Source organism: Streptomyces sp. NRRL B-1140 (assembly GCF_001280065.1).
In the GTDB taxonomy this organism is placed as follows: Bacteria; Actinomycetota; Actinomycetes; order Streptomycetales; family Streptomycetaceae; genus Streptomyces.
This window is the reverse complement of record NZ_LGEA01000097.1, coordinates 15,286-40,717: the sequence shown is the minus strand read 5'-3', so window position 1 is coordinate 40,717 and position 25,432 is coordinate 15,286. Positions and strand designations below refer to the sequence as shown.

At 71.4% G+C, this 25,432-nt stretch carries 21 protein-coding genes; 14 read left to right on the top strand and 7 right to left on the bottom strand.

All coding sequences use genetic code 11. The annotated features are described in order from the left end of the window. Positions 1 to 79: 79 nt before the first annotated feature. The 4 genes from ADK65_RS18030 to ADK65_RS38860 form a co-directional block, all read right to left on the bottom strand. Positions 80 to 985: a carbohydrate kinase family protein gene (locus ADK65_RS18030; protein WP_053671202.1), complete on the bottom strand. Its 906-nt coding sequence runs from the start codon at positions 983 to 985 to the stop codon at positions 80 to 82. Then, on the bottom strand, positions 982 to 2,025 hold the full coding sequence (locus ADK65_RS18025; RefSeq protein ID WP_053671201.1) for a LacI family DNA-binding transcriptional regulator: 1,044 nt from the start codon (positions 2,023 to 2,025) through the stop codon (positions 982 to 984). The genes ADK65_RS18030 and ADK65_RS18025 overlap by 4 nt, the downstream gene beginning before the upstream one ends. Before the next feature lie 140 nt (positions 2,026 to 2,165). Further along, entirely contained in the window at positions 2,166 to 3,113 is a 948-nt protein-coding gene (locus ADK65_RS18020) for a hypothetical protein (RefSeq protein WP_053671200.1), read from the bottom strand. Positions 3,114 to 3,364: 251 nt separating this feature from the next. Next, positions 3,365 to 3,517 carry a hypothetical protein gene (locus tag ADK65_RS38860; protein ID WP_199825658.1) on the bottom strand — a complete coding sequence of 51 codons (153 nt, stop codon included), beginning with the start codon at positions 3,515 to 3,517 and terminating at the stop codon, positions 3,365 to 3,367. Between the two features lie 263 nt (positions 3,518 to 3,780). Between ADK65_RS38860 and uvrC the strand changes: the two genes are divergently transcribed. From uvrC to ADK65_RS17955, 13 genes are all read left to right on the top strand, one after another. Then, positions 3,781 to 5,865, top strand: coding sequence for an excinuclease ABC subunit UvrC (gene uvrC / locus ADK65_RS18015; RefSeq protein WP_053671199.1), 2,085 nt, complete (start codon positions 3,781 to 3,783; stop codon positions 5,863 to 5,865). Then, positions 5,862 to 6,821: an RNase adapter RapZ gene (gene rapZ / locus ADK65_RS18010; protein ID WP_053671198.1), complete on the top strand. Its 960-nt coding sequence runs from the start codon at positions 5,862 to 5,864 to the stop codon at positions 6,819 to 6,821. Before uvrC ends, rapZ begins: the two co-directional genes overlap by 4 nt. Further along, entirely contained in the window at positions 6,818 to 7,903 is a 1,086-nt protein-coding gene (locus ADK65_RS18005; RefSeq protein WP_053671197.1) for a gluconeogenesis factor YvcK family protein, read from the top strand. The genes rapZ and ADK65_RS18005 overlap by 4 nt, the downstream gene beginning before the upstream one ends. Further along, positions 7,894 to 8,883 (top strand): DNA-binding protein WhiA, encoded by a 990-nt coding sequence (whiA, locus tag ADK65_RS18000; protein ID WP_033310739.1) that lies wholly within the window; start codon positions 7,894 to 7,896, stop codon positions 8,881 to 8,883. The genes ADK65_RS18005 and whiA overlap by 10 nt, the downstream gene beginning before the upstream one ends. A gap of 151 nt (positions 8,884 to 9,034) precedes the next feature. After that, the gene (locus ADK65_RS17995; RefSeq protein ID WP_053671196.1) at positions 9,035 to 11,989 is read left to right on the top strand and encodes a M14 family metallopeptidase; all 2,955 of its coding nucleotides are present in this window, start codon (positions 9,035 to 9,037) and stop codon (positions 11,987 to 11,989) included. Positions 11,990 to 12,216: 227 nt separating this feature from the next. Continuing rightward, a complete protein-coding gene (gap, locus tag ADK65_RS17990; RefSeq protein ID WP_053671195.1) occupies positions 12,217 to 13,224 on the top strand; it encodes a type I glyceraldehyde-3-phosphate dehydrogenase in 1,008 nt (335 codons plus the stop codon). A gap of 143 nt (positions 13,225 to 13,367) precedes the next feature. Then, a complete protein-coding gene (locus ADK65_RS17985) occupies positions 13,368 to 14,579 on the top strand; it encodes a phosphoglycerate kinase (protein WP_053671194.1) in 1,212 nt (403 codons plus the stop codon). A gap of 6 nt (positions 14,580 to 14,585) precedes the next feature. Beyond that, positions 14,586 to 15,362 carry a triose-phosphate isomerase gene (tpiA, locus tag ADK65_RS17980; protein WP_053671193.1) on the top strand — a complete coding sequence of 259 codons (777 nt, stop codon included), beginning with the start codon at positions 14,586 to 14,588 and terminating at the stop codon, positions 15,360 to 15,362. A 95-nt stretch (positions 15,363 to 15,457) separates the two neighbouring features. Next, the gene (secG, locus tag ADK65_RS17975) at positions 15,458 to 15,694 is read left to right on the top strand and encodes a preprotein translocase subunit SecG (RefSeq protein ID WP_094052663.1); all 237 of its coding nucleotides are present in this window, start codon (positions 15,458 to 15,460) and stop codon (positions 15,692 to 15,694) included. Positions 15,695 to 15,903: 209 nt separating this feature from the next. Continuing rightward, a complete protein-coding gene (locus ADK65_RS17970) occupies positions 15,904 to 16,239 on the top strand; it encodes an RNA polymerase-binding protein RbpA (RefSeq protein ID WP_003957010.1) in 336 nt (111 codons plus the stop codon). Between the two features lie 151 nt (positions 16,240 to 16,390). Next, the gene (locus tag ADK65_RS17965; RefSeq protein WP_053671192.1) at positions 16,391 to 17,659 is read left to right on the top strand and encodes an MFS transporter; all 1,269 of its coding nucleotides are present in this window, start codon (positions 16,391 to 16,393) and stop codon (positions 17,657 to 17,659) included. Positions 17,660 to 17,728: 69 nt separating this feature from the next. Beyond that, positions 17,729 to 19,381: a glucose-6-phosphate isomerase gene (gene pgi, locus ADK65_RS17960; protein WP_053671191.1), complete on the top strand. Its 1,653-nt coding sequence runs from the start codon at positions 17,729 to 17,731 to the stop codon at positions 19,379 to 19,381. Positions 19,382 to 19,473: 92 nt separating this feature from the next. Further along, on the top strand, positions 19,474 to 20,406 hold the full coding sequence (locus tag ADK65_RS17955; RefSeq protein ID WP_053671190.1) for a hypothetical protein: 933 nt from the start codon (positions 19,474 to 19,476) through the stop codon (positions 20,404 to 20,406). Positions 20,407 to 20,425: 19 nt separating this feature from the next. Here the strand turns inward: ADK65_RS17955 and ADK65_RS17950 are convergent, their stop codons facing one another. The 3 genes from ADK65_RS17950 to ADK65_RS17940 are packed head-to-tail and all read right to left on the bottom strand — an operon-like array spanning position 20,426 to position 24,018. Beyond that, the gene (locus ADK65_RS17950; protein WP_053671189.1) at positions 20,426 to 22,708 is read right to left on the bottom strand and encodes an ABC transporter permease; all 2,283 of its coding nucleotides are present in this window, start codon (positions 22,706 to 22,708) and stop codon (positions 20,426 to 20,428) included. Between the two features lie 39 nt (positions 22,709 to 22,747). Beyond that, entirely contained in the window at positions 22,748 to 23,506 is a 759-nt protein-coding gene (locus ADK65_RS17945; protein WP_107092316.1) for an ABC transporter ATP-binding protein, read from the bottom strand. Beyond that, entirely contained in the window at positions 23,503 to 24,018 is a 516-nt protein-coding gene (locus ADK65_RS17940; RefSeq protein WP_053671187.1) for a PadR family transcriptional regulator, read from the bottom strand. Before ADK65_RS17940 ends, ADK65_RS17945 begins: the two co-directional genes overlap by 4 nt. Before the next feature lie 122 nt (positions 24,019 to 24,140). Here ADK65_RS17940 and ADK65_RS17935 point away from each other — a divergent pair, with 122 nt between their 5' ends. After that, the gene (locus tag ADK65_RS17935) at positions 24,141 to 25,412 is read left to right on the top strand and encodes an ABC transporter substrate-binding protein (protein ID WP_053671186.1); all 1,272 of its coding nucleotides are present in this window, start codon (positions 24,141 to 24,143) and stop codon (positions 25,410 to 25,412) included. Positions 25,413 to 25,432 lie beyond the last annotated feature (20 nt).

Here is a 25,432-nt window from a genome sequence, read left to right as displayed (position 1 = left end):
CCTGTGGGCCCGGCGCGTCCGGCGGAAGGGCGGGGCACCCAGGGCGTCCGGCCCGTGTCAGCCCTCCCGCCCCGCCCCCTCAGCCCTCCAGCTCGTGGGCGTACGGTGGTTCCGCCCCGGCCCGTGAGCAGGTGATCGCCGCCGCGCGGGCCGCGAAGCCCAGCAGCTCGGTCCAGCCCTCGGGGCCCAGTGCGGCCAGGCCCCGGGCACTTAGGGCGTCGCGCACCGCGAGCCCGTGCAGCAGGGCCGCGTTGACCGTGTCGCCCGCGCCGATCGTGTCCACGACCTCGATGCGTTCGCCGGGAACCGTGTACTCCCCGTCGGCGGTGAAGGCGGTCAGCCCGTCGCCGCCCCGGGTGATCACGACCGCCGCCGGGCCGGACGCGAGCCATTCGTGGGGCGTACCCCCGAGCCACTGCGCGTCCTCCACGGACAGTTTGAGCAGCGACACCGAAGGCAGCCAGCTCTTGAAACGCGCCCGATAGGCGTCCGCGTCCGGGATCAGCCCGGCCCTGATGTTCGGGTCCAGCGCGGTGAACACGCCCTGCGCGGCCGCCCGGCGCATCATCTCCTCGTACGCGCTCGCGCCCGGCTCCAGCACCAGCGAGCAGGTGCCGAACGACACCGCCCGGGTGTCCGGCGGCAGCGTGGAGGGCGCCTCGAAGAGCCGGTCCGCCGTCCCGTCGACGTAGAAGGAGTACGCCGCCGAGCCGTCCGCGCCGACCGTGGCGACTGCGAGCGTCGTCGGCTCGGTGCCCCGTTGCACCGCGGACACGTCGACCCCGGTCGCGCTCAGCCGGTCCAGCAGAGCCTGTCCGAAGGCGTCGGACGACACCCGGGAGCAGAAGGCGGCGGGGGAGCCGAGGCGGCCCAGCGCCACGGCCGTGTTGTACGGGCCGCCGCCGAGTGCGGGCCGCAGCGCCGCCAGGGCACCCGTGCCCTGCGGTACCAGGTCGATCAGTGCCTCACCGGCGACGACGATCACGACGGGGTTCCTTCCTCGGACGGGCTGGGACAGCCGCACGATGTGCGGTGGACGAAGGTGCAGGGCAGACGCACGGTCCGGACGGGCCGGTCCGGCTCGGCGAGACGCTCCAGGAGTACGCGGACCGCCCGGGCGCCGATGTCCCTGCCGGGCTGGGCGATCGCGGTGAGCCGGGGCGAGAACAGATCCGCCCAGGCGAAGTCGTCGAAGCAGCACAGGGCGATGTCGCCCGGGACGGACAGGCCGTGCGCGCTCAGGGCACGCAGGACTCCGATGGTCATGGCGTTGTTGCCGGTGACCAGCGCGGTCGGCGGCACACCCAGCGACAGCAGCGCCTCGGCCGCCTGCTCGGCACCCGTGGACTCGGAGTCGCCGTGCACCAGCAGCCGCTCGTCGTACGCCAGCCCCGCGAACGCCAGCCCGCTGCGGTAACCGGTGATCCGCTCGCTCGTGGTGCTGAGCCCCGGCCGCCCCGCCACCAGACCGATCCGCCGGTGACCGAGCCCGGCGAGATGGGTGACCAGCCGGGACACCGGTTCGGCGTTGTCGGCGCACACCTGGTCGAAGAGCGGACCGCCGTCCGTGCCGGGCGCCTCCACCAGCCGGTCCAGGAACACCGCCGGTACGTCGTGCCGTCCCAGGTAGGCGAGCAGTCCGCGCGGATCGGCGGAGGGCGCGACGATCATGCCGTCGACCCGGCGCTCGTGCAGCAGCCGGACGACCTTGCACTCGTGCTCCGGGTCGTCGTGCGGATCGGCGATCAGCAGGCTGTATCCAGCGTCCAGCGCGGCCGCCTCGACGCCCTGGAGGATCTCCGTGAAGTACGGGTTGCTGATCGCCGACACCGCCAGCCCGATGGACCGGGTGCGGGCCGTCACCAGGGAACGGGCCAGTGTGTTCGTGGTGTAGCCGAGCTCCTCCACGGCGTCCAGCACCGCCTGGCGGGTGTGCGGCAGCACCGGCCGGGTGCCGTTCAGGACATGCGAGACCGTGGCCACGGAGACACCGGCGCTCCGCGCGACGTCGGCCATGGTCGCCATGAACGTCACCTCCGGTGCTTCGGCTGCCCCCGGCGGGGAACGTATCGCACTCGGCGGCGCACGTAAACGTTTGCGCAATCGCTTACGTCAGCTCACGTCCCGGGCCGGCGCGAAAGACGTCCGGGACTCGGACGGCCCGGCTACTCCCAGGCCCAGCCGATCCCGAGGAATCCCGCCCGTACCCGGGGCTCGACCAGGTGCACCGACCGGTGCCGGCCGCTCAGCGCCAGGTCCTGGCATCCGCTGCGCGGCGCCGCCGCCGAGGGCTGGGCGAAGCGGTGGCACCGCACCGGCACGGCTGCCGCGTCGAAGCGCACCTGGAGGGCGTACTGGCCGCCGGGGCAGTCGAAGCCGCGCACGTACTCGCAAGACGGACCCGCCGTGCCGTCCTCGACGCCGTACCGGAACAGGAAGGTGTCGCCGGCCCGCAGCCGGGTGTCGAACAGCAGCTCGGCCGCGAGGACCCCGGTGTCTCGGTGCCAACGGACGCGTCCGGTGCGGCAGTTCTCCAGGGCGTGTACCCGCATGTGCTCCGGCACGGCCCCCAGGTCGCCGTGGTGGACGGCGACGAAACGGTCGATGCCGTCCCGGTGGGCACGCACGATGTGGTGCGACTCGCGCTCGGCCAGCTCGCGCCGCGCCCCGATCCGGAGCCGCTCGTGGTGGCCGAGGGAGTGCAGGCCCCCGTCCGGCGGGCAGTCCAGCTCCGCCAGCAACTGATCCAGGACGCCGGACGCCTCCACGAGGGAGCGGTAGGAGCGGGCGGCGGACCGCGGCCCCGACGGGCTCTCCCCGGACTCGGTGAGCAGCCGGATCAGCGACTCCTCGGGAAGCTGCAGGATCTCCTCCAGTGCGCGCACGGCCCTCAGTGACTCGGGGCGCTGCGGGCGCCTGGCCCCCTGCTGCCAGTAACTCAGGCTCGTGACGCCGACCTTCACGCCGTGGCGGGACAGATGATGCTGCACGCGCTGCAGGGGCAGGCCGCGGGCGGCGATCGCGGCCCGCAGGGCGACGTGGAAGGGGCCGCCCCGCAGGGCCGATTCCAGTTCCGCGGTGGCGACGTCCACGTGCTGTGGGGCGTGCGGCATGCAGGGGCCTCTTCTCAGGGTCGGCAACGGCTGGTCAGACCGCTTGCGCGGGGCCCTCCCGCCGGCGCGGGGCAGGTCTTCGCATGCGTACGCCGTCGTTCAGGGCCCGAGTTCCCCCGCATTGAAGCGTGTTGACCCGGTCCCGACAACACCTGATGCCGGACAGTGACCCACGTCCTGCCGGCCGGCTCGGTCCGGACATGCGAACGCCCGGGGCGCACGCCCCGGGCGTTCGCGATGGACGTGTGCCGTCAGGAGTGGTCGCTTCCGCCCTGTTCCCTCAGGGCCAGGCGCTTGGCCCGCACGATGTCGGGATCGCGCGGGTCCTGGGCGTCGGGCAGCGCGAACGGGTCGTCCGCGTACCGGCGGGCACGGACCGTCCGCCGGGTTTTCTCGATCCGCATCCGCTTCATCTGCGCAGCCCTCCGACCCGTGGCCCGCCCGCTCCCCACCGGAAACGGCCGGTCCGCACCGACAACCTGTGCCTGCACCGGCACGGACTCCGCCCGCCGGGCGTCGACGTGTGCCGTGGGTGAGCCACATTCCCGCTCCCGAAGGGCCGTAACCCCCGCACGGCCCATGCCGTTGGAAACTGCCTGCCGCCGGATCCCTGATCATGCCCCTCCGCCGCGCCTGACTGTCGGTGCCCGCCAGTAGGGTGTGAGACATGGCCGACCCCTCCAGCTACCGCCCCAAACCGGGTGAGATCCCCGACTCGCCGGGGGTCTACAGGTTCCGTGACGAGCACCGCCGGGTGATCTACGTCGGAAAGGCGAAAAGCCTGCGCCAGCGCCTGGCGAACTACTTCCAGGACCTGGCAGGCCTGCACCCGCGCACCCGCTCCATGGTCACCACGGCCGCGTCCGTGGAGTGGACGGTGGTGTCCACGGAGGTCGAGGCGCTCCAGCTGGAGTACTCGTGGATCAAGGAGTACGACCCCCGGTTCAACGTCAAGTACCGCGACGACAAGAGCTACCCCTACCTCGCGGTCACGATGAACGAGGAGTACCCGCGCGTGCAGGTGATGCGCGGTCACAAGAAGAAGGGCGTCCGCTACTTCGGTCCCTACGCGCACGCGTGGGCGATCCGCGACACCGTCGATCTGCTGCTGCGCGTCTTCCCCGTGCGCACCTGCTCGGCGGGCGTGTTCAAGAACGCCGCCCGCACCGGCCGCCCCTGCCTCCTCGGTTACATCGGCAAGTGCTCGGCCCCTTGCGTGGACCGGGTCTCCGCCGAGGAGCACCGCGAACTGGCCGACGAGTTCTGCGACTTCATGACCGGCCGGACCAACACGTACATCCGCCGGCTGGAGAGGCAGATGGCGGAGGCCGCCGACGAGATGGAGTACGAGCGGGCCGCCCGGCTGCGCGACGACATCGGGGCCCTGAAGAAGGCCATGGAGAAGAACGCGGTCGTGCTCGCCGACGCGACCGACGCCGACCTGATCGCGGTCGCCGAGGACGAGCTGGAGGCGGCCGTCCAGATCTTCCACGTGCGCGGCGGGCGCGTGCGCGGCCAGCGCGGCTGGGTCACCGACAAGGTGGAGGAGATCACCACCGGCGCCCTCGTCGAGCACGCCCTGCAGCAGCTGTACGGCGAGGAGACCGGTGACGCGGTCCCCAAGGAGGTCCTCGTCCCCGCCCTGCCCGACCCCGTCGAGCCGGTCCAGGAGTGGCTCACCGGCCGGCGCGGCTCCGGCGTGTCCCTGCGCATCCCGCAGCGCGGCGACAAGAAGGCGCTGATGGAGACCGTGGAGCGCAACGCCCAGCAGGCGCTCGTGCTGCACAAGACCAAGCGTGCCTCCGACCTGACCACGCGCTCGCGCGCCCTGGAGGAGATCGCCGACGCCCTGGACCTGGACAGCGCCCCGCTCAGGATCGAGTGCTACGACATCTCCCACCTCCAGGGAGACGACGTCGTGGCCTCCATGGTCGTCTTCGAGGACGGGCTGGCCCGCAAGAGCGAGTACCGGCGCTTCCAGATCAAGGGCTTCGCGGGGCAGGACGACGTCCGCTCCATGCACGAGGTGATCACCCGGCGCTTCCGGCGCTACCTCGCCGAGAAGGAGAAGACGGGGGAGTGGACGGACGGCGAGAACGCCGGGACCCGTGAGACCCCCGAGATCGACGGCAGAGGCGAGATCGTCGGGTCCGGCCCCACCGAGGACGACGGCCGCCCGAGGAAATTCGCCTATCCGCCCCAGCTCGTGGTCGTCGACGGCGGCGCCCCGCAGGTCGCGGCCGCCCGGCGCGCCCTGGACGAGCTCGGCATCGACGACATCGCCGTGTGCGGCCTCGCCAAGCGCCTGGAGGAGGTCTGGCTGCCCGGCGACGACGACCCGGTGGTCCTGCCGCGCACCAGCGAGGGCCTGTACCTGCTCCAGCGCGTCCGTGACGAGGCCCACAGGTTCGCGATCACCTACCAGCGCGCCAAGCGGTCCAAGCGCTTCCGCTCCAGCCCTCTGGACGACGTTCCCGGCCTCGGGGACACACGCAAGCAGGCACTTCTGAAGCACTTCGGTTCGTTGAAGAAACTGCGATCCGCCACGATCGACCAGATCTGCGAGGTCCCCGGCATAGGCCGCAAGACGGCCGAGACGATCGCCGTGGCCCTCGCCCGCTCGGCTCCGGCCGCACCCGCCGTCAACACGGCGACCGGAGAGATCATGGAAGAGGAACCGGGCACGATGGGTTCCAGTGGGGAACCCGTGGCAGCGGGCGCCCCGGACGAACGACGGGGGCAGGAGACATGAATGTGAACGAGCACGACGGGCAACACGAGCAAGCCGGAGACGGAGCACAGGTGAGTACGGGCACCCCCAACGACAAGGCCCAGGTCCCGGACGCGGCCATTCCCGAGCTGGTGATCATCTCCGGCATGTCCGGAGCCGGCCGCTCCACGGCCGCGAAGTGCCTGGAGGACCTCGGCTGGTTCGTCGTCGACAACCTGCCGCCGGCGTTGATCCCCACCATGGTGGAGCTCGGCGCCCGCTCCCAGGGCAACGTGGCGAGGATCGCCGTCGTCGTCGACGTCCGCGGCCGCCGCTTCTTCGACAACCTCCGCGAGTCCCTCGCCGACCTGGAGGCGAAGAACGTCACACGGCGGATCGTCTTCCTGGAGTCCTCCGACGAGGCCCTGGTGCGCCGCTTCGAGTCGGTGCGCCGCCCGCACCCCCTGCAGGGCGACGGCCGCATCGTCGACGGCATCGCGGCCGAACGCGAGCTGCTGCGCGAGCTGCGCGGCGACGCCGACCTGGTGATCGACACCTCCAGTCTGAACGTCCACGAGCTGCGCGCCAAGATGGACGCCCAGTTCGCGGGCGAGGAGGAGCCGGAGCTGCGGGCCACGGTCATGTCGTTCGGCTACAAGTACGGCCTCCCGGTCGACGCCGACCTCGTCGTCGACTGCCGCTTCCTGCCGAACCCGCATTGGGTCCCGGAGCTGCGCCCGTTCACCGGCCTCAACGAGGAGGTCTCCGGGTACGTCTTCAACCAGCCCGGTGCCAAGGAGTTCCTCGACCGCTACACGGAGCTCCTCCAGCTCATCGCCACCGGCTACCGCCGGGAGGGCAAGCGCTACGTGACCATCGCCGTGGGCTGCACGGGCGGCAAGCACCGCTCGGTCGCGATGTCGGAGAAGCTCGCCGCCCGGCTCGCCGCCGAGGGCGTGGAGACGGTGGTCGTACACCGGGACATGGGACGCGAATGACACCGCGTACACCGCGGCTGAGCCGGCTGCGCCGAGTGGTGCCCGAGGGCAAGGGCAGCCCCGGCGGCAAGAGCGGCCGGCCCGCCGAGGCCCGGGGCGGCAGACCGCGCCGCCGGGGCGCCCAGCCCAAGGTCGTCGCGCTCGGCGGCGGCATGGGCCTGTCCGCCTCGCTCGCCGCGCTGCGCCGGATCACGGGCGACCTCACCGCCGTGGTCACCGTGGCCGACGACGGCGGCTCCAGCGGCCGGCTGCGCGACGAGCTGGGCGTGCTGCCGCCCGGAGACCTGCGCAAGGCCCTGGCCGCCCTGTGCGGCGACGACGACTGGGGCCAGACCTGGGCCCGGGTCATCCAGCACCGCTTCCAGTCCCAGGGCGACCTGCACGAGCACGCGGTCGGCAATCTGCTGATCGTCGCCCTGTGGGAGCAGCTCGGCGACCACGTCCAGGCCCTCGACCTGGTCGGACGGCTGCTGGGCGCCCAGGGCCGGGTGCTGCCGATGTCCGCCGTGCCGCTGGAGCTCCAGGCCATGGTCAAGGGCCATGACCCGGAGCGCCCGGAGGATGTCGACACGGTCCGCGGCCAGGCGACCGTCGCCCTCACCCCGGGTGAGGTGCAGTCCGTGCACCTGGTGCCGTGCGACCCGCCGGCCGTGCCCGAGGCGGTCGAGGCCGTCCTGGACGCCGACTGGGTGGTGCTCGGCCCCGGCTCCTGGTTCTCCTCGGTCATTCCGCACCTGCTCGTGCCCGAGCTGCTGGACGCGCTCACGCAGACGAAGGCCCGCCGGGTACTCTCCCTGAACCTCGCGCCGCAGCCCGGAGAAACCGAGGGCTTCTCCCCGCAGCGTCATTTGGAGGTTTTGGGACGACACGCCCCTAAACTCGCCCTGGACGTGGTGCTGGCCGACGAGGCCGCCGTGCCCGACCGCGACTCCCTTACCGATGCCGCCAAGCGGTTCGGGGCCGCGGTCGAGCTGGCGCCGGTGGCCAGACCCGACGGGACCCCGAGGCACGACCCGGAGCTGTTGGCCGCCGCGTACGACCGTATTTTTCGGATGCATGGAAGGATCGGCCCATGGCGATGACGGCAGCGGTGAAGGACGAGATCTCCCGGCTCCCCGTCACCCGGACCTGCTGCAGAAAGGCGGAGGTCTCCGCCATCCTGCGGTTCGCCGGCGGCCTCCACCTGGTGAGCGGTCGGATCGTGATCGAGGCGGAGCTGGACACGGCCATGGCGGCCCGCCGTCTCAAGCGGGACATCCTGGAGATCTTCGGCCACGGCTCCGAGCTGATCGTGATGGCTCCGGGCGGGCTGCGAAGAGGCTCGCGCTACGTGGTGCGGGTGGTGGCGGGCGGCGACCAGCTCGCCCGCCAGACCGGCCTGGTCGACGGGCGGGGCCGCCCGATCCGCGGCCTGCCCCCGCAGGTGGTCTCGGGGGCCACCTGCGACGCCGAGGCCGCCTGGCGTGGCGCGTTCCTGGCGCACGGCTCGCTCACCGAGCCGGGCCGCTCGTCCTCCCTGGAGGTGACCTGCCCGGGCCCCGAGGCCGCGCTCGCCCTGGTCGGCGCCGCCCGCCGACTGTCGATCGCCGCCAAGGCCCGCGAGGTGCGCGGCGTGGACCGGGTCGTCGTCCGCGACGGTGACGCGATCGGCGCGCTGCTGACACGGCTCGGCGCCCACGAGTCGGTGCTGGCCTGGGAGGAGCGCCGGATGCGCCGCGAGGTGCGCGCCACGGCGAACCGGCTCGCCAACTTCGACGACGCCAACCTGCGCCGCTCGGCCCGCGCGGCCGTCGCCGCCGGGGCGCGGGTGCAGCGCGCGCTGGAGATCCTCGCCGACGACGTGCCCGAGCACCTCGCCGCCGCCGGCCGGCTGCGCATGGAGCACAAGCAGGCCTCCCTGGAGGAGCTGGGCGCGCTCGCCGACCCGCCGCTGACCAAGGACGCCGTCGCAGGCCGGATCCGCCGCCTGCTGGCCATGGCCGACAAGCGCGCCTCCGATCTCGGCATCCCGGGCACGGAGGCGAACCTCAGCGAGGAACTCGCCGACAACCTGGTGGGCTGATCCCACGCCACGTCAAAAAGCCGGTGTCGGCGCCCATTTGGGTGACCGGCACCGGTTTTTGCGTGTCGCTGAGGCACCCTTGACTCGATCATGCTCTGTCATGAGCCTGGCATCTGTTCGCTGCTGTGGCGGACCCACGCTAGGGGGGTTCATGAGACGAAGAGCGAGATCGATCCTCGCTGTCGGCGCGCTCCTGATCGGCGGAGCGAGCTTCGCACCCATCGCCCAGGCACGACCCGGGAGCCCGGCCCTGTCCGACCCGGAGGAAGTCAAGGTCTTCCGCGCCGACGTCACGCAGAAGCAGGTACCCCTGCTGCTGGCGGCCGGCCAGGACGGCCACGAACTGAGTGAGCGGGTGCCGGAGAAGGGCACCGCGACCGTCGAGGTCTACCTGACGGACCAGCAGGCGAAGAAGCTGGAGAAAGAGGGCGTCGACCTCACCGAGCACGAACTCTCCACCCGGGCCGCGGCCCGGGTCGAGGACGCCGCCGAGGGCGTGTTCCGCCCGTACAGCGGCAAGGGCGGCCTGCGGGAGGAGCTCCTGCGCACCGCCCAGGACCACCCGGACCTCACCAAGGTCGTCTCCATCGGCAAGACGATCAAGGGCCAGGACATCCTCGCGCTGAAGCTCACCAAGGGCGCGAAGAAGACGAAGGACGGCTCCAAACCCTCGGTCCTGTACATGTCCAACCAGCACGCGCGCGAATGGATCACGCCGGAGATGACCCGGCGTCTGATGCACCACTACCTGGACAACTACAAGAAGGACCGGCGCGTCAAGAAGGTCGTCGACTCCACCGAACTGTGGTTCCTGCTGTCGGCCAACCCCGACGGCTACGACTACACCTTCGCGGACCCCGCCAACCGCCAGTGGCGCAAGAACCTGCGGGACGTCAACGGCGACGGCGCCATCACCACCGGCGACGGCGTCGACCTCAACCGCAACTTCGCCTACAAGTGGGGCTACGACGACGAGGGCTCGTCCCCCAACCCCACCAGCCAGACCTACCGCGGCGCGGGCCCGAACTCCGAGCCGGAGACGAAGGCCCTGGACGCCTTCCAGAAGCGGATCGGCTTCACGTACGGCATCAACTACCACTCCGCCGCCGAACTCCTCCTCTACGGGGTCGGCTGGCAGGTCGCCACGCACACCCCGGACGACGTCGTGTACGAGGCGCTCGCCGGCACGCCCGACAACTCCGCGATCCCGGGCTACCACCCGCAGCTCTCCTCCGAGCTGTACACGACCAACGGTGAAGCGGACGGCCACGCGGCCAACGTCAACGGCCTGGCGATGTTCACCCCCGAGATGTCGACCTGTCAGACGGCCTCGGACCTGAACCCGAACGACGAGTGGAAGGCCTCCGACTGCCAGTCGGTCTTCACCTTCCCGGACGACGAGAAGCTGATCCAGCAGGAGTTCGCCAAGAACGTCCCGTTCGCGCTCTCCGTCGCCGAGTCCGCCGCACACCCCGACCGGCCGTCCTCGGCGGTCGGCCTGAGTGCCGCCGACTTCACCCCGGCCGCGTTCACCACCTCGTACTCCCGCGGCGCCGACCAGGAGGTCTCCGTCGTCGTACGGAAGTCGGTGCGCGACAAGGAGCTCAAGTACCGCGTCAACGGCGGCCGCACCTGGGACATGGCGCTGAGGCCCTGGAAGGGCGGCGAGACCTACGGCGGTGAGGACAACCTCTACTTCGACGAGTACCGGGCGAAGGTCAAGGACGGCGAGCCGGGCGACAAGGTCGAGGTGTGGTTCACCGGCGAGGCGAAGAACGGCAAGAAGCTCTCCAGTGAGCGCTTCACCTACACCGTCGCCGAGCGGCCCCGGGCGAACACCCTCGTGATCGCCGAAGAGGGTGCGACCGCCACGCAGGCACAGACGTACGTGGACGCGCTCAAGGCGAGCGGCCGCAAGGCCGTCGTCTGGGATGTGGCCGAGCAAGGGGCTCCGGACGCACTGGGCGTCCTGAGCCACTTCGGCACCGTCGTCCACTACACGGGCGCGAGTGTCCCGGGCAACGCCACCCAGCTCCAGCTTCGGGCCTACCTCAACGAGGGGGGCCGGCTGATCGAGGCCGGTGAGCAGGCAGGCGGCAACGTCGACCTCGGCGGCGGCGCGCTGTCGAACGACTTCAGCCAGTACTACCTGGGCGCCTACACCCGCACCGCCACGCCGGGGGCCACCGGCTTCACCGGCTCGGGCGACCTGAGCGGTGTCTCCGGCCCGCTGGGTGCCGCCCCCGGCAACCCGCTGGACAAGGCCGGCACCTACAGCGTCACCTCCGACGAACTGCGCCCCGACACGTTCCCCCAGTTCGCGAGCGAGGGCGCCGGGCGGTTCGCCGGCACGGCCAGCCCCTACGGCCCGTACGCGGGCTCCTCGATGGCCGCCGCCGTCCACACCGACGACGCCTACAAGCGCCTCACCCGCACCGTGGACCTCACCGGTGTCCCCGGGGGCGACAAGCCCACCCTGCGTACCCAGCTGCTGTGGGACACCGAGCCCGGCTACGACCACGTCATCGTCGAGGCCCGCACCGCGGGCGCCGACGACTGGACGACCCTTCCCGAGGCGGGCGGCGCCACCAGGACCGCCGTGCCGACGGAGTGCCAGGGCGGCTTCTACGTGGGTGAGCACCCCTGGCTGAAGCACTACCTGACCGTGGCCGCCGACGGCTGCACCGCGACCGGCACCACCGGCACGTGGAACAGCCTCACCGGCGCCTCCAACGGCTGGCAGCAGGTGAACTTCGACCTGAGCGCCTACGCCGGCAAGACGGTCGAACTCTCCATCAGCTACGTCACCGACCCGGGCAGCGGCGGGCGCGGCGTCCTCGCCGACGACGCCTCGCTCGTCGTCGGCGGCACGGCGAAGGAGACCGAGGGCTTCGAGACCTCGCTCGGTGCCTGGAAGCCGGCCGGGCCGCCCGCGGGCAGTCCGGCCGTCCTCAAGGACTGGGCCCGCACCGGCGCCCTGTTCCAGACGTACGGCGCGGTCACCACGGACGACACGGTGCTGCTGGGCTTCGGCCTGGAGCACGTCACCGCGGCGGCCGAGCGGACGGCGCTGATGAGGAAGGCACTCGCTTCCCTCGACGGGTGAGTTCCCTGGTCAACAGGGAACCCGTGAGGTAGCGAAATCGAGTGATCTTGCTCGCGGCGGTGGGCGGTCCGTACCCCTACTGGCGGGTACGGACCGCCCTGCCGTGTATGAGGCATCTGGATGTCACCACCGGCCCTCCAGGGAGGTAGGGTCGTAGGCGGTCGGGGACATCCCAAACAGAGCTCGCCGGCACTTCATGGCCGGCGTACCAACGAGGAGATCGGTTCGTGACGATCCGCGTAGGCATCAACGGCTTCGGCCGCATCGGTCGTAACTACTTCCGCGCGCTGCTGGAGCAGGGTGCAGACATCGAGATCGTGGCTGTCAACGACCTGGGTGACACCGCGACCACCGCCCACCTGCTGAAGTACGACACGATCCTGGGCCGCCTCAAGCAGGAGGTCACCCACACCGCCGACACGATCACGGTCGACGGCAAGACCATCAAGGTCCTGGCCGAGCGCAACCCCGCCGACATCCCCTGGGGCGAGCTGGGCGTCGACATCGTCATCGAGTCGACCGGCATCTTCACCAAGAAGGCCGACGCCGAGAAGCACCTCGCCGGTGGCGCGAAGAAGGTCCTCATCTCGGCTCCGGCCAAGGACGAGGACGTCACCATCGTGATGGGCGTCAACCAGGACAAGTACGACCCGGCGAACCACCACGTCATCTCCAACGCCTCCTGCACCACCAACTGTGTGGCGCCGATGGCGAAGGTCCTCGACGAGAACTTCGGCATCGTCAAGGGTCTGATGACCACGGTGCACGCGTACACCAACGACCAGCGCATCCTGGACTTCCCGCACAAGGACCTGCGTCGCGCGCGTGCCGCCGCCGAGAACATCATCCCGACCACCACGGGCGCCGCCAAGGCCACCGCGCTGGTCCTGCCGCAGCTCAAGGGCAAGCTGGACGGCATCGCGATGCGCGTCCCGGTCCCGACCGGCTCGGTCACCGACCTGGTCCTGGAGCTCGGGCGCGAGGTCACCAAGGAAGAGGTCAACGCCGCCTTCCAGAAGGCCGCGGAGGGCGAGCTCAAGGGCATCCTCGAGTACACCGAGGACCCGATCGTCTCCTCCGACATCGTGAACGCCCCGGCGTCCTGCACCTTCGACTCCTCCCTGACCATGGTCCAGGAAGGCAAGAACGTGAAGGTCATCGGCTGGTACGACAACGAGTGGGGCTACTCCAACCGTCTCGTCGACCTCACGGTCTTCGTCGGTAACCAGCTCTGATCGAATAGTCAGGCACCACGGTGTGAGAGCAGGGCTCGGGCAGCGCGCGGTCGCGCCGTCCGAGCCCTGACGCACGTACAGATCAGAGCTGTTCGATCACGAGCACTTACGAGCGATAACGAGCTCTTTCAGGAGTCCCCTTCATGAAGACGATCGACGAACTCCTCTCCGAGGGAGTGGCGGGCAAGCGGGTCTTCGTCCGCGCCGACCTGAACGTGCCGCTGGACGGCACGCGCATCACCGACGACGGCCGCATCCGCGCCGTGCTGCCCACGGTCAAGGCCCTCGCCGACGCCGGCGCCCGGGTCGTCGTCGCCTCCCACCTGGGCCGTCCCAAGGGTGCCCCGGATCCCGCCTTCTCGCTCGCCCCGGCCGCCGCGCGCCTCGGTGAGCTCCTCGGCTCGGAGGTGGCCTTCGCGACCGACACGGTCGGCGAGTCCGCCCAGGCCACGGTCGCCGGCCTCGCCGACGGCCAGGTCGCCGTCGTGGAGAACCTGCGCTTCAACGCCGGTGAGACGAGCAAGGACGACGCCGAGCGCGGCGCCTTCGCCGACCAGCTCGCCGCCCTCGCGGACCTCTACGTCGGGGACGGCTTCGGAGCGGTGCACCGCAAGCACGCCTCCGTCTTCGACCTCCCGACCCGCCTGCCGCACTACGCCGGCCACCTCATCGCCACCGAGGTCGGCGTCCTGAAGAAGCTCACCGACGACGTCAAGCGCCCCTACGCCGTCGTCCTGGGCGGCGCCAAGGTGTCCGACAAGCTCGCCGTCATCGACCAGCTGCTCGGCAAGGCCGACCGCCTGCTCATCGGCGGCGGCATGGTCTTCACCTTCCTCAAGGCCAAGGGCCACGAGATCGGCTCGTCCCTGGTCCAGGAGGACCAGCTCCCGGTCGTCCAGGAGTACATCGAGCGCGCCGAGAAGAGCGGCGTCGAGCTGGTCCTGCCCGTGGACGTCGTGGTCGCGCCGGAGTTCCCGGACCTCAAGACCAAGGCTCCGGGGCGGCCCGGCACGGTCGCCGCGGACGCGATGCCGGCCGGCCAGATGGGCCTGGACATCGGTCCCGAGTCCCGCAAGCTGTACGCCTCGAAGATCACCGACGCCGCCACCGTCTTCTGGAACGGCCCCATGGGCGTCTTCGAGCACCCCGATTTCGCCGAGGGCACCAAGGCCGTCGCCCAGGCTCTCCTCGACTCGAAGGCCTTCACCGTGGTCGGCGGTGGCGACTCCGCCGCCGCCGTCCGCATCCTGGGCTTCGACGAGAACGCATTCGGCCACATCTCGACCGGTGGCGGCGCCTCCCTCGAATACCTCGAGGGCAAGACGCTCCCCGGCCTCGCCGCACTGGAGGACTGACCCCATATGAGCACGCGCACGCCGCTGATGGCGGGCAACTGGAAGATGAACCTCAACCACCTCGAGGCCATCGCGCACGTCCAGAAGCTCGCCTTCGCCCTGGCCGACAAGGACTACGAGGCCGTCGAGGTCGCCGTCCTGCCCCCCTTCACCGACCTGCGCTCCGTGCAGACCCTGGTCGACGGCGACAAGCTCAAGATCAAGTACGGCGCCCAGGACATCTCGGCGCACGACGGCGGTGCCTTCACCGGCGAGATCTCCGGCCCCATGCTGGCCAAGCTGAAGTGCACGTACGTCGCCATCGGCCACAGCGAGCGCCGGCAGTACCACGCCGAGACCGACGAGCTGGTGAACGCCAAGGTCAAGGCCGCCTACAAGCACGGCCTGACCCCGATCCTCTGCGTCGGCGAGGAACTGGAGGTCCGCGAGGCGGGCAACCACGTCTCCCACACCCTCACCCAGGTCGAGGGCGGTCTGAAGGACCTCCCCGCCGAGCAGGCCGAGACCGTCGTGATCGCCTACGAACCCGTGTGGGCCATCGGCACCGGCAAGGTCTGCGGCGCCGAGGACGCCCAGGAGGTCTGCGCGGCGATCCGCGGCAAGATCGCCGAGCTGTACTCGCAGGACCTGGCCGACAAGGTCCGCATCCAGTACGGCGGCTCGGTCAAGGCCGGCAACGTCGCGGAGATCATGGCCCAGGCCGACATCGACGGTGCCCTGGTCGGGGGCGCCTCGCTGGACGCCGACGAGTTCGTCAAGATCGTGCGCTTCCGCGACCAGTGAGTATGCGGTAGCGGCGATCCGTCGTACCCTTGCGGGGTCCAGCGCCGTGCTGGGCCCCGCGTCGTCCATCCGAATCCGAGGAAGTTGGTCCAGCCGTGGTTTTGGGGTTCTCGATCGCCCTGATCGTCTTCAGCCTGCTGCTGATGCTGCTGGTGCTGATGCACAAGGGGAAGGGCGGCGGCCTCTCCGACATGTTCGGTGGCGGCATGCAGTCCTCCGTCGGCGGCTCCTCGGTCGCCGAGCGCAACCTCGACCGGATCACCGTCGTGATCGGTCTGCTGTGGTTCGCGTGCATCGTCGTGCTCGGCATCCTGATGAAGGTGAACAACTGACCGAGCCGCACGCCGCACGGAACTCGTACGTAGAGCCCCATGTTCGGTACGCGCAGCTGAGCGCGGCCTATCATGGGGCTTGCGTCCAGGTGTGAGGGTTGGTAACTCCAGCCACTGGACGCGCGTTGGGCCTTACGTAGACTGAGGCGCTCGCGGCGAAGCGGAACGCCGACTCGCTTCGCGGCACCATCACGCAGGGAGTTACGACCGTGGCAAGTGGCAACGCGATCCGGGGAAGCCGGGTCGGGGCGGGGCCGATGGGCGAGGCCGAGCGCGGCGAGTCCGCGCCGCGGCTGCGCATCTCCTTCTGGTGCTCCAACGGACACGAGACCCAGCCGAGCTTCGCCAGCGACGCGCAGGTGCCCGACACCTGGGACTGTCCCCGCTGCGGCTTCCCGGCGGGCCAGGACCGGGACAACCCGCCGGACCCGCCGCGCACCGAGCCCTACAAGACCCACCTGGCGTATGTGCGGGAGCGGCGCAGCGACGCGGACGGCGAGGCGATCCTCGCGGAGGCGCTCGCCAAACTGCGGGGCGAGATCTAGAAGTCGGGACCGGCCGGGCACCAGCGGGTGCCCGGCCGGCCTTTTCGCACCAGCGGGTGCTCCCCGTCCGTGCCCCACCGCCGTCACCGTCAGCCGATTGTCAGTGGTGCCCTCTACGGTTTGTGCGTCGGACGAACCATGAGGGGGAGCGGTGGCGACGGTCGAGGCCGGGGGAGTGCGCGCGCCCGCGTGGCGCGGTGGCTTCGGGCGGTTGTGGGGTGCCGCCGTGCTGTCCAGCTTCGGCGACGCGCTGCGCACGGCCGCACTGCCCCTGCTGGCCGTCACCCTGACCGACGATCCGCTGCTCATCGCGTCCGTCACGGCGTGCGGTTATCTGCCCTGGATCGTCTTCGGCCTGCTCGGCGGGGCCGTCGCCGACCGAGTCGACCAACGGCGGGCCATGTGGACGGTGGAGACCCTGCGCGGGCTGCTGGTGGCCCTCTTCGCGCTGGCCGTCGCGTTCGGACATGCCTCGATCGGCCTGCTCATCGCGCTGGCCGTCGCGCTCACCACCCTCCAGACCCTCTTCGACAACGCCGCCACGGCACTGCTGCCCGCCCTGGTCGACCGGGAGGCGCTGGGCAGCGCCAACGCCCGGCTGATGACCGGTCAGCGCATAGCCGGAGGCCTGCTCGGCGGCCCCGTCGTGCCCCTGCTGCTGGCGGCCGGGACCGCCGCGCCCTTCGCGGCCGACGCCGTGACCTTCCTCGTGGCCGCGGCGCTGATCGGCTCCCTGCCGGCCGCCCGGCCCGACCGCGAGCCGAGACCCGCGGGCAGCACCCTGCGCCGGGAGATCGCCGAGGGCCTGCGCACCCTGTGGCGCGACCGGGCCCTGCGCGCCCTGTGCACCGCCACGGCTCTGTGCAACATCGGCATGGGCACCATGCTCGCCCTGCTGGTCGTCCTCGTCACCGACTGGCTGCGGGCGGGCCCCGCGGGATACGCGGCGGCGGGCACCGCCTTCACCCTGGGCAGCCTGGCCGGGGGAGTGGTGAACGGCCGGCTGGTGGCGCGCCTCGGCCGGCTGCGGTCGGTGCTCCTCGCCGGCTCGGTGCAGACCGCCCTTCTCGTCGTCATGGGCACCGTGCGCAGCCTGACCGTGCTGGTCGCCGCGCTGGCCGTGTTCGGGCTCCTGGGCATGGTGTGGAACGTCAACACGACCACGCTCATGCAGGAACGCAGTCCCGCAGGGCTCCTGGGCCGGGTCAGCTCGGCCTTCCGGACCCTGGCCTTCGCCGGAGTCCCCCTCGGCGCCCTGCTGGGCGGAGCCGTCGCCACCGCCTGGGGACCCAGCACCCCGCCCCTGCTCACGGCCGCCTTCTTCGTCCTCGCCGTCATCGCGCTGATACCCGTGCGCACGGTGAACGTATCTGTCGTCGAGCCGGAGGACGGCACCACGACAGCCGACGCCACACGCTGATCAACTAGGTTGGGACCGGCAGCGGGGCAAGGTACGCAGGCAGGACAGGAAAGAAGGCTGAAGTCCGAGATGAACGCAGACGGCCGTACCAGACTCAACCAGATGCCCGAGTGGACGGCACTGGCCAAGCACCGCGAGGAGCTCGGCGACGTCCGGTTGCGCGAGCTGTTCGCCGCCGACGCCGGCCGCGGCACCGGGTACACCCTCCGGGTCGGCGACCTGTACGTCGACTACTCCAAGCACCTCGTCACCGACGACACCCTGCGTCTGCTGCGCGAACTGGCCGCCGCCACCGACGTCTTCGGGCTGCGCGACGCCATGTTCCGCGGTGAGAAGATCAACACCACCGAGAACCGCGCCGTGCTGCACACCGCGTTGCGCGCCCCGCGGGACGCGGTGATCGAGGTCGACGGCGAGAACGTGGTGCCCGAGGTGCACGCGGTCCTCGACAAGATGGCGGACTTCGCCGACCGGGTGCGGTCGGGCGAGTGGACCGGCCACACCGGCAAGCGGATCCGGAACATCGTCAACGTCGGCATCGGCGGTTCCGACCTCGGCCCCGCCATGGCCTACGAGGTGCTGCGCGCCTTCACGGACCGCTCGCTGACGGTGCGTTTCGTATCCAACGTGGACGGCGCCGACCTGCACGAGGCGGTCCGGGACCTGGACCCGGAACAGACGCTGTTCGTCATCGCCTCCAAGACCTTCACCACCATCGAGACGGTCACCAACGCCACGTCCGCGCGCACCTGGCTGCTGGACGCGCTCGGTGACGACGCCGCCGTGGCCAAGCACTTCGTGGCGCTGTCGACCAACGCCGAGAAGGTGGCCGAGTTCGGCATCGACACGGCCAACATGTTCGAGTTCTGGGACTGGGTCGGCGGCCGCTACTCCTACGACTCGGCGATCGGCCTCGCCCTCATGATCGCCATCGGCCCGGACCGCTTCCGGGAGATGCTCGACGGGTTCCGCATCGTCGACGAGCACTTCCGGACCGCGCCCGCCGAGTCCAACGTGCCGTTGCTGCTGGGCCTGCTGGGCATCTGGTACGGCAACTTCCACGACGCCCAGTCGCACGCGGTGCTGCCGTACAGCCACTACCTGTCCAGGTTCACCGCCTACCTGCAGCAGCTCGACATGGAGTCCAACGGCAAGTACGTCGGCCGGGACGGGCGCGAGGTCGAATGGCAGACGGGTCCCGTCGTGTGGGGCACGCCGGGCACCAACGGGCAGCACGCCTACTACCAGCTCATCCACCAGGGCACCAAGCTGATCCCCGCGGACTTCATCGGCTTCGCCCGGCCCGTCGCGGAGCTGAGCGAGCAGCTGAAGGCACAGCACGACCTGCTGATGGCCAACTTCTTCGCCCAGACGCAGGCGCTCGCCTTCGGCAAGACCCCCGAGGAGGTGCGGGCCGAGGGAGTGCCGGAGGAGCTGGTGCCGCACAAGACGTTCCGGGGCGGCCACCCGACGACCACCATCCTCGCGCCCGAGCTGACGCCGTCCGTGCTCGGCCAGTTGGTCGCCCTCTACGAGCACAAGGTGTTCGTGCAGGGCGCCGTCTGGAACATCGACTCCTTCGACCAGTGGGGCGTGGAGCTGGGCAAGGTCCTCGCCAAGCGCGTCGAGCCCGCGCTCACCGGGGACGCCGAGGTCGAGGGCCTGGACGCCTCCACACAGGCGCTGGTCGCCACGTACCGGGAGCTGCGCGGCCGAAGGTGACCACCGCCGTACGGGAAGCGGGCGGCAGCGCGCCGTCCGCTTCCCGTAGACTCCCGGGCGATCATCACGGCGAGTGCTCGGGGGAGCGCGAAGTGGCACGCACACGCGGCAGTTGGACGGGCGGCACCCTGACGGCGGGGGCCGTGCTGAAACCCCACGACGCGGCCCGGGCGGTGTTCCATCCCGCGTGGATCCCGCAGTCGCTCGACCCGTCCGTGGAGCGCCTGAAGCGGTTCCGTGTCATCGCCGGCGCGGTCGCCTCGCTCGGTGTCTACACCTTCGTCGAGGGCGGCTTCGACCTCACGGAGCTGCTGGAGAACGCGATGACGGCCTCGGTCGTCCTGCTCTTCCTCACCCCGCTCACCGTCGGGGCGATGCTGTGGGTGTGGCGGCGTGGCGGCACGGTACGGCAGTTGAGGGCGCCGCTGCTCAGGTCCCTCGCGCTGCTCGTGCTGTTCGTAGGCTGCGTGGCCGCCGTGCTGCTGCTGGTGCGAACGGTGAACGCGTCCGGGAACGTCGCCGGGATCATCGGGTTCGGCATGCTGATGCTCTGGCTGCTCGCCTTCACGGCCTCCGGAGCCGTGCGGGTCTCGGGTAACTTCTTCGGAACGGCCGCCGTCCACCGTTGCCTGCCGCCGCTGCTCGCCCTGGTGACCAGCTGGCTGGTGGCCGTCCCGGACCTGGTGACCGGTGATCTGCACGGGCTCAGCCTCACCCTTGGCATCGTCTTCATCCTGGGCGCGCCCGTGACGGTCACCGCCATCGCGCTGCTGGAGATGCGGCGGCTGAAGCGCCGGTACGGAATCCGGCTGAACGCCCATCCGGCCACGCACCCGCCCGTGCCCGGGCCGGTCCCTCCGATGCCCCCGGCCGGCTCGCCCCACGTGCCCCCGCAGGGGAACCCGTACGGGTATCGGTATCCCTACGCGCCGAACGGGCAGTACCCGTACGCCGCACATCCCCAGCAGCCGTACACCCCGTACCCCCGGCCCCCGTACCCCCCTCAGCACCCTTACGGGGGCTGACTCCTGGGCGGTGACGGCGTCAGGCCACCGCGCTCAGCGTGTCCGCGAGGCGCCGTCGGGCCGCCCGGGCCGCGGGGAGGGCCGCCAGTGCGGCTGCGCAGAGCACCGCCGCCGCCCCGAGCAGCACCATCAGGATCGCCGAGGGGCCCTGGGCGATCCCGGAGCCGATGCCGCTGGACCTGCCCTGGGCGTCGATCAGCCACCGGGCCAGGGGCAGGCCCAGGGCGATGGCGGCGAGGACGGCCGCCAGGGCCGTGAGGCCGGTGGCCGTGACGGTGATCGCCGTGATCTGCCGGGGGGACAGCCCGATGGCCTTCAGGGCCAGCAGGTCCCGTTCGCTCTCCCGGACGGTGCCGCCGATCGCGGTCAGCAGCTCGATGAGCCCGATGAGGGCGAGGACGGCGATCAGCCAGGCGACGACCGCACGCAACGGGGACAGTCCGTCCGCCGGGTTCGCCACCCTGTGCACGTCCAGATGACCGCGCCCTGCGGCGGCGAGCCGGTCGGCGACCTCCCGCGGGTCGGCCCCGGGGTCCAGGCGGAGCTCGTAGAGGGTCGGGCGCAGCCCCGGGTTGTTCTCGCGCAGGGTGTCGAGGGACGTGGAGATGACCCGGCCGGCGTTCTCCGGCTCGATGCTGCGGCCCACGATGTGCAGGATCTGCGGCTGGTCGCCGACGGTCATCCGGACCCAGGCGCCCACGCGCACGTCCAGCAGGTCCAGCAGCCCCTGCCCGGCCACGGCCTCGTCGGTGCCGCGGGCCGGACGGCCCTCGGCGAGGGTGTAGGGGTAGGGATCCTGCCGGGTGCCGAGGCCGCGCAGGGCGATGGTCGCGGTCTGGCTCGGACCCAGGGCGGTCGTCTCCACGCCCGGGTAGGCGGCGGTCACCTCCGGGTCGCTCTCCAGGAGGGAGCGGGCCTGCTGTTCGCCCATACCGGCGTCGGCGCGGACGCTGAGCGTGGTGGGCAGGCCGATCCGCTCGGGTTCGCTGTGGAAGCGGTCGAGGGTAGTCCAGGCGCTCACCGCCACGACGATCAGCAGCAGGGGCAGCGTGAGCCGGGCGACCGTGGCCAGGGACCGGGGGCGGCGCGTGAACGCCCGGTGCCACCCGAGCACCAGCGCGGGCGGTACCCGCACGCCGAGGGCCCGCCGCGCCACGCCGGACAGCCGTCCGCCCGGAGTCGCGGCGGATCTCGGCACCGGCACCGGCGGCACGCGCCCGGCCCGCCAGGCGGCCAGCCCGGTGGTCGCGCCGATGAACAGCACCGCGCCCACCGGCACCACGAGCAGCGCCGCGGTGTGGCCGGGCAGCCCCTGCCACACGCCGACCGCGTCCCCGAGCCGCCCGGGTATGCGGCTGCCCAGGGCCTCGGCGAGGGCGGCGGCGGCCAGGGCGCCCAGCAGGGCGTAGGCGAGGTGCTGGAGCAGGAAGATGCGGACCACCTGGCCGGGCGTGAAGCCGATGGCCTTCAGAACGGAGAGGTCGCGCAGGTGCCCGCGGATGCGGGTGCCGATCGCCCCGTGCACGGCGAGTCCGGCCGCGACCAGCGCACCCAGCCCGAACAGCCCCAGCACCTGACCGAGCAGCCGGTTGTCGCCCTGCGCCTCGGCCCGCGCCTGCTGCCAGGTGGAGACCTCGCCGATCGCCCCGGAGCCCAGCATCGTCACCGCGCGCTGGACGATGTAGGACGTGTCGCCCGGGTCCGTCAGCCGCAGCCCGATCACCTGGCCGCCGGGGTCCGGCACGGCCGACGGCAGTGCCCACACCAGACCCGGCTGCTCCCCGGGCCGGTAGCGCGGCTCGGCGCTGTCGGCGAGGCCCACGACGGTCAGCTCGCGGGCGGTGCCGGGCACGTCGAGGGTGTCGCCGGGCCCGGCCAGCAGGGCACGGGCCAGGCGGCTCTCCAGAACCACGCCGTTGGGACGCGACGGGTCCAGCCAGTGCCCGGAGACCAGCGGCGGGCGGCCGTCGGAGGACCCTTCCGGCATGCCGCGCAGTTCGACGGCGGCGCGGCTGCCACGCGCGGCGACGGTGGTGGCGGCGCTGGGGTAGGGACCGACGACGGATTCCACGCCGTCCAGACCGGCCAGTTTCCCGGTGTCGGCCGCCGTGTCCGTGTGCAGCCACACATGCGCGCCGTGCGACTGCGTGAAGACGCGCTGCCAGGGGTTCGTGGCGTATCCGAACAAGGCCGTGGCCAGCAGCAGGGAGGCGACGATGCCGGCGGTGGCGAGGACGAGGAACAGCGCCTCGCCGCGGTGCGTGCGCAGATCGGAGTGGGCCCAGCGCAGGGTGGCTCGCATCCGGGTCAGCCCTTCCGGGGGTCGTCGAGCACCCGCATGTCAGTCCTTCAGCTCCAGCACACCGGATATGCCGGACCGGCGCGGCGGGGTGCTGCCGCCGTCGAGTGCCGCGTCGTCGGCGATTCTGCCGTCGAAGAAGCTGATGACCCGGTCCGCGGCGCTCGCCAGCCGGGCGTCGTGGGTGACCAGCACGATCGTCTGGCCGCGCTGGTGGAAGCGGGACAGCAGCCGCATCACCTCGCGGGTGCCCTTGCTGTCGAGGCTGCCCGCGGGCTCGTCGGCCAGCAGCAGCGGCGGGTGGTTGACCAGGGCCCGGGCCAGGGCGACGCGCTGCTGCTCACCGCCGGACAGCTCGCCGGGCATGCTGCGCTCCTTGCCCGTCAGGCCCAGCTCGGCCAGCAGCCCCTCCCGCTCGGCGCGCGCCTGCTTCGGCGGGGTCCCGGCGAGCAGGGCGGGCAGCTCCACGTTGTCGGCGACGGACAGGTTCGAGACGAGGTTGAAGAACTGGAAGACGATGCCGATGCGCTTCCGGCGCTCCACCGCCCAGCGCGCCTCGCCGTAGGTGTCGGTGGACTCGCCGTCGAGCCAGATGCGGCCCGCGTCCGGCCGCTGGAGTCCGCCGAGCAGATGCAGCAGCGTCGACTTGCCCGCGCCGGACGGGCCGGTGATCGCCACGAACTCGCCCTGCCGTACGCACAGGTCGACCCCGCGCACGGCGTGGGCCGGGGCGCCCTCGCCGTGGTGGGTTTTCACCAGCCCCTCGGCGCGCAGCACAGGAGCGGGACGGTCGTCGCTCACTCCAGCTCCTCCAGCTCTTCCTGGCACCGCTCCAGCCAGTCGAGGTCGGCCTGCAGGTGCAGCATCGCACCCTCGATCAGCAGCTGGGCGATGCGGTTGTCGCGGTCTTCGGCGGCGGCCAGCTTCGACAGCTGCCGCATGGTGTTCAGGTATTGGCGCCGCTGCTGGTTGATCAGGGTGATCTGCTCGGCGAGGCCGGTCTGCGGAGCGAGCGCCAGCTTCATGAAGAACTCGTCCCGTACCCGCGGCTCGTCCTCGGGCTCCTCGAACCAGGCGCGCAGCTCCTCCCGCCCGGCGTCGGTGAGGTGGTAGACCTTTTTATTGGGCCGGCTGGACTGCGCCACGTCCTCGCCCTCGATCAGTCCCGACTTCTCGAGGCGGCCGAGGGTCACATAGATCTGGCCGACATTCGGCTGAGGGTACGCGGAGCCCAGCAGTTGCTCAAGGTCCTGCTTGAGCTCGTAGCCGTGGGCGGGTCCGCGGGCGAGGAGGGCCAGGAGGGGCAGGCGCACGCGTGCAGTCCTCCTGTCCGGTCCAATGTGCTCCAGGCCCTAGTATCGCCCATACCTAACAGGTATACATGGCCTCTGATTCCGGGCAAGGGTGCCCAGCGCCGGTGTACAGGGAGGAACCTATGCGGTGGATCCATGCCGCGGGTAGGGCCCTCCTTGTTCTCGTCGTGGTCCTGACAGGCTACGTCGCCGCCGGAGCACAGGCGGGCGAGCCCTCCGGGGACGGGCGCGGGCCGCTCACGCTGGCCACCGCGGGGGACCTCACCGGCTATCTCGGCCCTCTGCTGGAGGGCTGGAACCGCACCCACCTCGGCGAGAAGGTGACCCTCGTCGAGCTGCCGGACTCGGCCGACGAGACCCAGGCGCAGATGATCACCGACCTGCGCGACGTCGACCGCAGCCGGTTCGACGTGCTCAACATCGACGTCAACTGGACCCCGGAGTTCGCCGCTGCGGGCTGGATCAGGCCACTGCCGCGGGACCGCTTCCCCCTGAAGACCTTCCTCCAGCCGGTCGTGGACACGGCGACCTACGACGGACAGCTCTACGCCGTCCCGTACGTCACCAACGCCGGCCTGCTGCTGTACCGCAAGGACGTCCTCGCGAAGGAGGGCGTCGATCCGCCGAGGACCTGGGCGGAGCTGGAGCGGTACGCGAAGACGATCGCCCCGAGGCACGGCCTCGACGGTTATGCCGGGCAGTTCCTGCCCTACGAGGGCCTCACCGTGAACGCGGCCGAGGCCGTCTACTCGGCGGGCGGCTCGATCCTCGGCGACGAGGGCGAGCGCGTCACCGTCGACTCCGTGGCGGCCCGCGAGGGCATCGGGTTCCTGGCGCGCGGAGTGCGCGAGGGCTGGATCCCGAGGGAAGCGCTGACGTACAAGGAAGAGGAGTCCAAACAGGCCTTCCAGGACGGCCGGCTGCTCTTCCTGCGGAACTGGCCCTACGCCTACGTCGGTGCCTCCGCCCCCGGTTCGAAGGTCGCCGGGAAGGTCGGTGCCGTACCCCTGCCCGGACCCGGCGGGCCGGGGACCAGCGTCCTGGGCGGCTCCAACCTGGCCGTCAGCGCGCATGCGCGCCACCCCGACTCGGCGGCCCGCCTGATCGCGTACCTCACCAGTGAGGGCGTTCAGCGGCAGGTGCTCACGCGCGGCGCGCTGCCGCCCGTGCGCGCGGATCTCTACCGGGATCCCGCGCTCATCCGCAGGTTCCCCTACCTGCCGACGCTGCGGACGAGCGTCCTGGCCGCCGAGCCGCGCCCCAAGAGTCCGCGCTACGGCCAGGTGAGCCTGGTGGTGCAGGCGGTCGTGCACGACGCGATGGCCGGGCACCAGACGCCCGCCGCGGCGGTGCGGCGACTGGCGCGCGAGCTCGCCGTCATCTCGCGCGGCTAGCGCTTTCTCTCGCCCTTCCT